This is a genomic window from Pseudomonas sp. NPDC087639 (assembly GCF_044743385.1).
In the GTDB taxonomy this organism is placed as follows: Bacteria; Pseudomonadota; Gammaproteobacteria; order Pseudomonadales; family Pseudomonadaceae; genus Aquipseudomonas.
In genome coordinates this window covers 1-10118 of record NZ_JBIUWI010000105.1, presented here as the reverse complement: position 1 = coordinate 10118, position 10118 = coordinate 1, and the positions used below count along the sequence as shown (strand labels likewise).

12 protein-coding genes and 2 tRNA genes are annotated in these 10118 nt (G+C 57.7%); 9 read left to right on the top strand and 5 right to left on the bottom strand.

The genetic code is table 11. From position 1 onward, the window contains the following. Positions 1-208: 208 nt before the first annotated feature. On the bottom strand, positions 209-1441 hold the full coding sequence (gene sstT, locus ACIOVB_RS25950) for a serine/threonine transporter SstT (protein ID WP_401272097.1): 1233 nt from the start codon (positions 1439-1441) through the stop codon (positions 209-211). A 337-nt stretch (positions 1442-1778) separates the two neighbouring features. On the opposite strand from sstT, the gene ACIOVB_RS25945 reads away from it, so the two are divergent. Next, positions 1779-2942 carry an MFS transporter gene (locus tag ACIOVB_RS25945; protein WP_187677658.1) on the top strand — a complete coding sequence of 388 codons (1164 nt, stop codon included), beginning with the start codon at positions 1779-1781 and terminating at the stop codon, positions 2940-2942. Here the strand turns inward: ACIOVB_RS25945 and nhaR are convergent. Beyond that, positions 2937-3836, bottom strand: a complete 900-nt coding sequence (nhaR, locus tag ACIOVB_RS25940; RefSeq protein WP_401272096.1) for a transcriptional activator NhaR — start codon at positions 3834-3836, stop codon at positions 2937-2939. The two genes, ACIOVB_RS25945 and nhaR, sit on opposite strands and share 6 nt — an antisense overlap. Positions 3837-3969: 133 nt before the next feature. Between nhaR and ACIOVB_RS25935 the strand changes: the two genes are divergently transcribed. Both ACIOVB_RS25935 and ACIOVB_RS25930 read left to right on the top strand, forming a co-directional pair. Continuing rightward, entirely contained in the window at positions 3970-4212 is a 243-nt protein-coding gene (locus ACIOVB_RS25935) for a hypothetical protein (protein ID WP_187677660.1), read from the top strand. Positions 4213-4241: 29 nt separating this feature from the next. Further along, a complete protein-coding gene (locus ACIOVB_RS25930; RefSeq protein WP_187677661.1) occupies positions 4242-4991 on the top strand; it encodes a TerC family protein in 750 nt (249 codons plus the stop codon). A gap of 74 nt (positions 4992-5065) precedes the next feature. On the opposite strand, the gene ACIOVB_RS25925 is transcribed toward ACIOVB_RS25930, so the two are convergent. Beyond that, the gene (locus ACIOVB_RS25925; protein ID WP_401272095.1) at positions 5066-5257 is read right to left on the bottom strand and encodes a hypothetical protein; all 192 of its coding nucleotides are present in this window, start codon (positions 5255-5257) and stop codon (positions 5066-5068) included. 210 nt (positions 5258-5467) lie between these two features. Between ACIOVB_RS25925 and ACIOVB_RS25920 the strand changes: the two genes are divergently transcribed. The 3 genes from ACIOVB_RS25920 to ACIOVB_RS25910 all read left to right on the top strand — a co-directional run bounded on the left by ACIOVB_RS25920 (position 5468) and on the right by ACIOVB_RS25910 (position 6650). Beyond that, complete coding sequence (locus ACIOVB_RS25920; protein WP_401272094.1) at positions 5468-6139, top strand: peptidase C39 family protein; 672 nt, start codon at positions 5468-5470, stop codon at positions 6137-6139. An 88-nt stretch (positions 6140-6227) separates the two neighbouring features. Further along, complete coding sequence (locus ACIOVB_RS25915; protein ID WP_305438703.1) at positions 6228-6434, top strand: DUF6021 family protein; 207 nt, start codon at positions 6228-6230, stop codon at positions 6432-6434. A gap of 12 nt (positions 6435-6446) precedes the next feature. Further along, the gene (locus ACIOVB_RS25910) at positions 6447-6650 is read left to right on the top strand and encodes a hypothetical protein (protein ID WP_305438702.1); all 204 of its coding nucleotides are present in this window, start codon (positions 6447-6449) and stop codon (positions 6648-6650) included. A 52-nt stretch (positions 6651-6702) separates the two neighbouring features. Here ACIOVB_RS25910 and pbpG read toward each other — a convergent pair whose 3' ends face one another. Both pbpG and folD read right to left on the bottom strand, forming a co-directional pair. After that, positions 6703-7641, bottom strand: a complete 939-nt coding sequence (gene pbpG / locus ACIOVB_RS25905; RefSeq protein ID WP_187680487.1) for a D-alanyl-D-alanine endopeptidase — start codon at positions 7639-7641, stop codon at positions 6703-6705. Between the two features lie 230 nt (positions 7642-7871). Then, a complete protein-coding gene (folD, locus tag ACIOVB_RS25900) occupies positions 7872-8726 on the bottom strand; it encodes a bifunctional methylenetetrahydrofolate dehydrogenase/methenyltetrahydrofolate cyclohydrolase FolD (RefSeq protein WP_401272093.1) in 855 nt (284 codons plus the stop codon). A gap of 275 nt (positions 8727-9001) precedes the next feature. Between folD and ACIOVB_RS25895 the strand changes: the two genes are divergently transcribed. The 3 genes from ACIOVB_RS25895 to tig all read left to right on the top strand — a co-directional run. Continuing rightward, positions 9002-9078, top strand: a tRNA-Arg gene (locus tag ACIOVB_RS25895). Between the two features lie 32 nt (positions 9079-9110). Further along, a tRNA-His gene (locus ACIOVB_RS25890) sits at positions 9111-9186 on the top strand. A 323-nt stretch (positions 9187-9509) separates the two neighbouring features. After that, positions 9510-10118: trigger factor (gene tig, locus ACIOVB_RS25885; protein WP_401272092.1), on the top strand; the 609-nt coding region annotated here is incomplete at its 3' end.

Sequence of the window (10118 nt, the reverse complement as noted above, 5' to 3'; positions counted from 1 at the left end):
AATCTGTCGAAAAATATCGTCTGGTCATATCACACCTCGTCGCTGGGCGTAGATTACCGCCCTTTAGGGGTGTCCAGAATCATTAAGCCAGATCACTTTCCCCCTCGCCCCCTTGGGGGGAGAGGGTTGGGGTGAGGGGGGAAAGATCTCAGGCACAAAAAAGCCCGCCCAGGTTCACAACTCGGCGGGCTTTTCATTGCGGCGATGATTACGCGGTACGTTGAATTTTCTCTTCCTCACCCAAACAAGCCGCTGCGGTAAACAGCACATCAGTAGACGAGTTCAGCGCAGTTTCGGCCGAATCCTGCAACACGCCAATGATGAAACCGACCGCCACCACCTGCATGGCGATCTCGCTTGGAATGCCGAAGAGGCTGCACGCCAGCGGAATCAGCAGTAGCGAACCACCGGCCACACCCGAAGCACCGCAGGCGCAGATCGCCGCCACGACGCTGAGCAGGATGGCGGTGGGAATGTCCACGGCAATGCCCAAGGTGTGTACGGCCGCGAGGGTCAGCACGGTGATGGTGATCGCTGCGCCCGCCATGTTGATGGTCGCACCCAGCGGGATCGACACCGAATAGGTGTCTTCATGCAGGCCCAGACGTTTGCTCAACTCCAGATTGACCGGAATGTTCGCCGCCGAACTGCGGGTGAAGAACGCGGTGATACCGCTTTCACGCAGGCACTTGAGAGTCAGCGGGTACGGGTTGCGACGCAACTTCCAGAACACGATCAACGGGTTCATCACCAGTGCTACGAAGAGCATGCAGCCCAAAAGCACAGCGAGCAGGTGTGCGTAACCGATCAGCGCGCCGAAACCTGAGGTGGCGAGAGTCGAAGCCACCAGACCGAAAATACCCAGCGGTGCAAAGCGGATCACCACCCGCACGATCACGGTGACGCCGTTGGACAGATCGCCGAGCACTTCGCGCGTCGTATCACCGGCATGGCGAATCGCGACGCCCATGCCGATCGCCCACGCCAGAATGCCGATGAAGTTGGCGTTCATCAGCGCACTCACCGGGTTGTCGACCACGCTCAACAGCAGGCTTTGCAGCACTTCGGCGATACCGCCCGGTGCGCTCACCGCAATGTTGTCGGTGGACAGCACCAGGTGCGACGGAAACGTCATGCTGGCAACCACCGCGACCACCGCCGCAGCGAACGTGCCCAGCAGATACAGAAACAGAATCGGCCGAATGTGGGTTTCCTGGCCGTGCTTGTGGTTGGCAATCGAGGCCATCACCAGCACGAACACCAGAATCGGTGCCACGGCTTTCAGCGCCGAAACGAACACCTTGCCGATAAAGGCGCTGGCTTTCGCCGCGTCCGGGGCGAACATCGCCAGGGCGATGCCGGCGATCAAGCCGATCAGGATCTGCGTGACCAGGCTCAGGTTCTTGAGGCGGTGCAATAGCGAAGGGGAAGAAGCGGTCATAACGGCATCTCTGATTTTTTATAGGGTGCAAGGCTGCGTGAGCGCGGTGACAAAATCGGGGGCAGGCCACCGTCACGAGCCGAAAGGGCTGACGCTGTATCAACGCCAATAAACTTGGTGTTGAACAGGCTGTACGTTTTTCAGGGCGCGGACTTTATCACAGCGTAGGCTTTGTCCTTCAGGCCTGTGACGATCTGCCACTCGATTGATCGGCAAGTCGGCAGCTTTGTGCAAGTCAGGCTGGAAACACTCTGTTAAGATTCTCCATCCTCATTTTCAAGTTCTGCCAGCGGGCCCTCCGGTCATCGCTGGTGTCGTCGTTTTGTTGGAGTTCCCCATGCTGTTGCCCATCCTTCTGTTGTCTGCCGCCGGATTCACGGTACTGACCACGGAATTCGTCATCGTCGGCCTGCTGCCGGCGATTGCCCGCGACCTTGCGGTCACCATCCCGCAGGCCGGGCTGCTGGTCACGCTGTTCGCCTTTACTGTGGCGATGTTCGGCCCATTCCTGACCGCGTATTTCGCCCGCTTCGAGCGCCGCAAGCTGTTCATCAGCATTTTGATCATGTTCGGCCTGGCCAATACCGTTGCCGCACTGGCGCCGAACATCTGGGTGATGGCGATTGCCCGATTGATCCCGGCGCTGGGTCTTCCAGTGTTCTGGGCACTGGCCAGCGAGACGGCCGTGGACATCGTCGGCCCGGACTTCGCCGGCCGTGCCATCGCCAAGATCGGCTTCGGTATCGTCTGCGCCACGGTGTTTGGCATTCCTGTCGGCACGCTGATTTCCGATGCATTGGGCTGGCGCAGCGCGTTCGGCATCCTCGCGGTGATCGCGTTTGCCAAGGCGCTGTTGCTGTTTGTTTATTTGCCAAAAACCAATCTGCACCAGCATCAGGTCAGCTTCCGCTCGCAGTTCAAGATCCTGCGCAGCCCGTTGATGATCGGTCACATCGTGCTGTCGATCCTGGTGTTCAGCGGCATGTTTACCGTTTACACCTATCTGGCGGACATCCTTGAGCGCTTGGCCGGTTTCAACGGCACGGTGGTTGGCTGGTGCCTGATGGGCTTTGGCGCGGTCGGTCTGATCGGCAACTCGTTGGGCGGCCGTGCGGTGGATCGGCATCCGCTGGGGGCGTCGGTATTGTTCTGTGCGTTCATGATTGCCGGCATGGTGTCGCTGGTGCCGAACATTCATTCGCCGCTGGGGCTGACGGTGGCGATGGGCATCTGGGGCGTGACCCAGGCGGCGTTGTTCCTGGTCAGCCACGTGCGCCTGATGAAAGCCGCGCCAGAAGCGCCGGCCTTTGCCGCCTCGTTGAATATTGCCGGGGCCAATCTGGGGATTGGCCTGGGCGCCATGGTCGGTGGTCGGGTGATCGACAGCGCGGGTCTGGGCTTTCTCGGATTCGCCGCTGCAGGGTTTATTCTGCTGTCGGTATTCCTCGCCATGGTGTTGATGACGCTCAAGCCGCGCGAAATGTGCACAGACGCCTCATAAGGTAGTAAACAACTCGCGTCGGGCACCTTCGGTAATCGCAACGATGCCGGGGTGCTTGACCTTGCGCTCCACCGAAATGGCGTAGAACGACTCGGTCACCGCGTCCGTCTGGCCAATCAACTGAACGCCGTACTGGCGCTTCACCTCATCGGCAATCACGCTCGGGCCGATAAAAATCCCGCTGCCGGATTGGCCGAATGCCTGCATCAAGGCACTGTCATCGAACTCGCCGACGATCTGCGGCTGGATCTGCTGCTCGGCGAACCAGCGCTGCAAACGACTGCGCACCACGGTTTCCGCCCCGGGAATCAACAGCGGTGCGCCGTGCAGGCTGCGCGGAAAGTCCTGCCCGTAGCGCGCCGCCAGTTCGGCGGTGGCGAAAAAACTGATCCCGCATTCGCCGAGTTTCTGACTGTAGCCCTTGATGTCGAGGTGCGATGGCATCGGGCTGTCGGAGATCACCAGATCCAGCCGCTGGATGGCCAGGTCTGCCAGCAATCGTTCGAGTTTGTCTTCGCGGCAGGTGATGCGCAGTGGCTCGTTCAACTCCATGGTCGGTGCGATCAGGCGATAGACGATGGATTTCGGCACCACATCGGCGACGCCGACGCGGAACAGGATCTGCTGTTCATTGGGCTGGGCGCGCAGCATCAGTTCCAGTTCGCCGCCGAGCTGAAACATCTGTTCGGCGTAGGGCAGGGCCTGACGCCCGGCTTCGGTGAGTTCCAGTTGCCGGCCAACCCGTTTGAACAACTCGATGCCGTAAGTCTGTTCGAGCAGGGAAATCTGCCCGCTGATGGTCTGCGGGGTCAGGTTCAGTTGTTCGCAGGCGCGCACGATGCTGCCGGTTTTGGCTACAACCCAGAAGTAGTGCAGCTGTCGGTAATTGAGCATGGTGTTCTTCAGTTCGTAAAAACCGAAGTATAGCCGCTAAAAAAACGAATTTTCCTGAAGTGTTTGCCTCCCTAGAATGCCCAGCCATCGACGGCCGGTCTGCGACCCTGTCTGTTCATTCGAAGGAAACCTCATGAAATACACATTCCCTGTCCTGATGTTTACGTCTTTACTGGTTCTGGCCGGTTGCGATCAGGCCGAGAAAAGCGCCCAGCAGTTGATGGGCAAGGCGGCTGAAAGCGCCAAGCAAGCTATCGACGATACCCATAAAGCCGCCGAACAGGCGCTCAGTGATGCCACTGGCGGGTTGATCGAGAAAAAAGAATCAACGGAAAAAGATGCGGAACAATCCGAATCGTCCTCCAAAACCATCTAAACCGTATTACACAGAGTCAGGACTGAACCATGGAATATCTGTTGGAACTCGCAGCCAGCCCCACCGCCTGGGTTGCTTTGGCCACACTGGTGGTGATGGAAATCGTGCTCGGCATCGATAACCTGATCTTTATCTCGATCCTGACCAACAAACTGCCTGAGCAGCATCGGCAGAAAGCTCGTCGCATCGGTATTGGCATGGCGTTGATTCTGCGCCTGGCGCTGTTGAGCACCATTGCCTTCATCGTGCAGTTGACTGAGCCAGTCATCGAAATCCTCGGCCAGGCCTTCTCCTGGAAGGACATGATCCTGATCGCCGGTGGTCTGTTCCTGGTCTGGAAAGCGACGACCGAGATTCACCACAGCATGGATCCGTCGCCGGAAGACCCGAAATCGGCCACCTCGACAGTGACCTTGGGCTTTGCCGCCGCCATTGGCCAGATCCTGCTGCTCGACATGGTGTTCTCGATCGACAGCATCATTACTGCGGTCGGTATGACCGAACACTTGCCGATCATGATCATCGCGGTGGTGGTGTCGGTACTGGTGATGTTGCTGGCGGCTGATCCGCTGGCCAAGTTCATCAACGACAATCCGACTGTCGTGATGCTGGCCCTGGGCTTCCTGATCATGATCGGCATGACGCTGATCGCCGAAGGCTTCGGTGCCCACGTACCGAAAGGTTATGTGTATGCAGCGATGGCGTTCTCGGCGGGGATTGAAGTGCTGAACATGTTGTCGCGCCGGGCCCGGCAGAAGAAGTTGGCTGTGCAAGCGTAAACGCTGACAAGCCAAAAGGCCGCCTGAACTCCCGGAGTTCAGGCGGCCTTTTTGTTGGTGGCTTTTAGAGGCGGTCAGTGCGCAGTTACGTGACGTACACGATGCTTCACGGCTTTTTCAGCGGGTGAGGACTGAACAGGGTGGTGATGACGCCGCGCAATCCGCAACACGCCCCACAACATGGCGGCGGCAACAGCCAGCCAACCGGCAATCAACATTACGATAGTCATGGTCAGGCTCATCAGTGCCTCCTCTTCGCCCTGCATCGGGCACACGCTTTTTCAATTCGTTCTGTTTCAGTGACAGTCTAGTCAACCAGGTGTTTCAGGCTATTGACCAAAGGTCGGTGGTGACCAATCAGTTCGCTCTATGCAATCGATGTCTCTACGGTTTAAGGCTATACCGCAGCCTTGCACCACCCTATGATCGTGAACCTTGCCGGAACACGATGACCGGCGTCTGAACAGAGAGTGACAATGGTGCAGGTATTTTCTCGAATTCGTGCAGCGCTGTTGTCGGTTGGCTGCGCGGCCCTTTTGGTCGGGTGTGCAGGCAATGTTGCGCCCGAGGTCAAGCGATTGCCGGAGCGGGTCGAGCTGAGCGGCACGTTTTATCGCGGCGAAGCCAATCAGTCCGGGCCGCAAGTGTTGGCCAGCCTGCTGTCGCAGCAGGGCATCGTGATTACCCCGGGTTTGCTGGAAAAGCCGCTGCACCTGCCCGGCGGCGAGGACAAGTTGCAGCAAAATATCCAGAACCTGGCTCGGGAATACGGCATGGTCGTGTATCCGTTGGACAAGAGCTTGCCAGCGTTGCTGACTCAGGTCGCGGCGGGTTATCCAGTGATGGTGCGCTTCAGCGAGGGCTCGGCGTTCTGGGCTGAACCGCGCTACGCGATTCTCTCCGGCTACGATCGTAATAAACAGAACGTGCTGTTGCGTGCGGGCATGAACCGTCGCGAATTGATGAGTTTCAGTGCTTTTGAATCGGCATTCGAAAAGTCCGGCGGCTGGGCCATATTGATCCAGAAGCCTTCGCAGATTCCGGCATCGGTTGATCGTCAGCGCTGGCTCAAGGCTGCCGATGAGCTATCCCGGGCGGGTCAGGAGCCGGAAGCGGCGCAGGCGCGCAAGGCGCTGGCTGCGCACTGAGTTCCGTTCGTCATCTGCCGGGCACGACTGCACCCGGCAAGCCTCTCACGGTTATAGCCCGTAATTCGCGGGCAAATCAGGAGGCGACATGACAGATTCTCCATCCCCTCAAGGCCCGCATTCTTCCGAGCATTCCTCAGGTGATGATCTGGGATTTGATCCGGATTCGCCGGATGTCGCCGATCCGCAAGTCGACCCGATCGGTCCCGCCAAGGCGCCGAAAGATGTGAAGCCAGGCGAGGACGACCAAAAACCGGCCAAACCCTATGATCCGTTAGCCGATCTGAAACCTTGATGCGAGGTGCGTATGAGTACCGATTCAAGCTTCGATGACCAAAAGCCGGACAGCGTGCCGACTACGCCTGAAGAGGGCGTGGATCCCGTGCTGGATCCGGACAGTCCATTGCGCGATCCAATGGCCCGGCCGTTGGTGGCGCCAGGGCTTGCGCCAGATCCGAGTAAGGGCGATGGCATTCCCGACGATGACCAAATGCCATTGCCTAATGATTGATTCGCAGAAAGCAAAAAGCCCCGATCACTCGGGGCTTTTTTTGTGCTGCTATTTACTTTGAGGCTTCAACTACGCCGCTCTGGCGCGACTTCAGGTTTTTCTCGGCCTTGTACTGTTGAGCCACCGCTGGAACGGCGGCGCTCTTGCCGGTCTCGACCCAACTGCGGATACGGCTGGCATCGGCAAAGTGCGTGTATTTACCGAATGCATCAAGAATCACCAGGGCAACCTGACGGTTGCCCATGCTCGTTACCAGCACCAGGCAATGCCCGGCCTGATTGGTGAAGCCGGTCTTGGTGATCTTGATGTCCCAATTGTCCTTGTTCACCAGATGGTCGGTGTTACGGAAACCCAAGGTGTAGTTGGGTTTGCGAAACGCCACGGTTTTTTCCTTGGTAGTGCTCAGTTGGGTGAGCAGCGGTTGTTTGTGCGCGGCTACCAGCAACTTGCTCAAGTCGCGGGCGGTAGACACGTTGCGCGGTGACAGGCCGGTGGGCTCGACAAAATGAGTGCTGGTCATGCCCAGCGCTTTCGCCTTGGCATTCATTGCCGCGATAAACGCTGCGTAGCCACCCGGATAGTGATGCGCGAGGCTGGCGGCCGCGCGGTTTTCCGAGGACATCAGTGCGATCAGCAGCATCTCGCGACGCGGCAGTTCACTCTTCAGTTTGACTCGGGAGAACACGCCCTTCATTTCCGGCGTTTGACTGATATCGACATCGATCCATTCGTCCATGTTCTGTCGCGCTTCAACCACGACCAGGCCAGTCATCAGTTTGCTGACGGAAGCGATCGGCACGATCACGTCAGGGTTACTGGAGTAGATGACTTTATTGGTCTGCATATCCATTAGCAGGGCGCTGCCGGAGGCGATCTTCAGTTGCGAAGCGTCACGAGGGGCAGCGGTGGTTTCCGCAGCGTTGATCGTTGGCGTGATGAATGTGCCTGTAAATGCAAAAAACAGGCTCAGTATCGAAAGACGAATTTTCACGCGGGCGAACTCATAAAGGTTGGATATTCCGTTAGTTTGTAACGGGTTATTTCTTCAAAGCGTCGCATTCTAGAAGTATGGCTGAAGATCTGTCGATGGTTGTTTGAACGAGCTGAAAATCTCGTGAAAAGGCCTGTAAAAAGAGGGGTTTCCGGCGAACGGTTAGTGTTTTTTCTCAGGCATGAAAAACCCCGCGCAAGGCGGGGTTCTTGTACTGCCGTAAATACCGATCAGACGTGCAGGGTTTCTGCTGCGTAAAGGGTGTTTTCCAGCAGGCAGGCACGGGTCATCGGGCCGACGCCGCCCGGTACCGGAGTGATCCAGCCGGCGCGGGGCAGGGCGGTTTCGTACACGACGTCACCGACCAGTTTGCCGTCTTCCTGACGGTTGATGCCGACGTCGATCACGATCGCGCCTTCCTTGATCCACTCGCCCTTGACCAGTCCCGGCTTGCCGGCGGCCACGACCACCAGGTCGGCGCGACCGACATGGCCTGCCAGATCCTTGGTGAAGCGGTGGGTCACAGTCACGGTGCAGCCGGCCAGCAACAGCTCCATCGCCATTGGGCGACCGACGATGTTGGAAGCACCGACGACCACTGCATCCATGCCATAAAGATCAGCGCCCGTGCTTTCCAGCAAGGTCATGATGCCTTTTGGGGTGCACGGACGCAGCAGTGGAATCCGCTGGGCCAGACGGCCGACGTTATAAGGATGGAAACCGTCAACGTCTTTGTCCGGGCGGATGCGTTCCAGCAGCTTGGAAGCGTCCAGGTGCTCGGGCAATGGCAGTTGAAGCAGGATACCGTCGATTGCCGGATCGTCATTGAGACGATCGATCAGATCGGTCAGCGCCTGCTGAGTGGTTTCAGAGGGCAGGTCGTAGGCTTGAGAGAGGAAGCCGACCTCTTCACAGTCTTTACGCTTGTGCGAGACATAAACCTGAGAGGCAGGATCGCTGCCGACCAGGATCACCGCGAGGCCGGGAGTGCGCAGGCCTTGCTGGCGACGCTCGGCAACTCGTTGGGCGATCTGCTGGCGCAGGCTGGCGGCGATCGATTTGCCGTCGATTAGTTGTGCAGTCATTGCGCGTGATTAACCATCGAGAGGGGAAAAAATGAGAACGCATTCTCGCATGTCGTGCGGTGAGGGCAAAGGCGCTTGGTCAGCAAATTCCCCTAACTCCTTTAATTAAATGAATTTTTTTCAAAAAGGATTTGACGACCTTGGGAGCGCTCTATACTATTCGTCGCACTTGTCGGGCACAGCCTAGCACTGGTTAAGAAGGTGAAGCGGAATCAAGGTTCTGCGACGCTGGAAAGCACTTAGTTTGTAGTCCTTTAAGAGTACAGATTAATAAGGCGCCCGTAGCTCAGCTGGATAGAGCATCCGCCTTCTAAGCGGATGGTCGCAGGTTCGAGTCCTGCCGGGTGCGCCATTAGGCAGCTTTGGCACAAGTAGCGCGATATGGTGGGCGTAGCTCAGTTGGTAGAGCACGGGATTGTGACTCCCGTTGTCGTGGGTTCGATCCCCATCGTCCACCCCATATTTCGAAAGGCGCCAGATTTAACAGTCTGGCGCCTTTTTTGTTTTACGGATTCGAATTTTCAGCGACCGCCGGTTCGGGTCGCAGGAAGGGTGACGCAGCGGCGCTTCTATATATAGAAGAGGTCGGCGCAGAGCCTTGGTGAGATTAGCTGTATTTGCGAACAGGGCGGGTCATAACCGTTTGTCCCCGCCTTCAAATTGCCTGCTGTTTTTTTACCCGTTTTCAGTAGGGTGACTTCTTGAGTTTGACCCACTAGAATGCATGCCCTTGATTCTGGGGTCGGAAACGGCCGGCTAACGTCTGTGCAACGAGGAATATCCATGCAAGTTTCTGTTGAAAATACTACTGCTCTCGAGCGCCGCATGAGCGTCACCGTGCCGGCAGAGCGCATCGAGACTCAGGTCAACAAGCGTCTGCAGCAGACTGCCCAAAAGGCCAAGATTGCTGGCTTCCGTCCAGGCAAAGTGCCAATGAGCGAAATCAAGCGCCGTTTCGGTGCTGATGCTCGTCAGGAAGCTGTTGGTGATGTCATCCAGTCCTCCTTCTACGAAGCTGTGGTTGAGCAGAAGCTGAACCCGGCGGGTTCGCCTTCGATCGAGCCTAAGTCGCTGGAAGCTGGCAAGGATCTGGAATACGTTGCCGTATTCGAAGTGTTCCCTGAGTTCACCGTTGCCGGCTTCGACGGCATCACCGTTGAGCGCCTGAGCGCTGAAGTGGCTGACGCTGACCTGGACAAAATGCTGGACATCCTGCGCAAGCAGAACACCCGTTTCGAAGTGGCCGATCGCGCTGCCCAGAACGAAGACCAGCTGAACATCGATTTCGTTGGCAAGGTTGACGGCGAAGTATTCGCTGGCGGTTCCGCCAAGGGTACTCAGCTGGTTCTGGGTTCCGGCCGCATGATCCCAGGCTTCGAAGAAGGCCTGGTT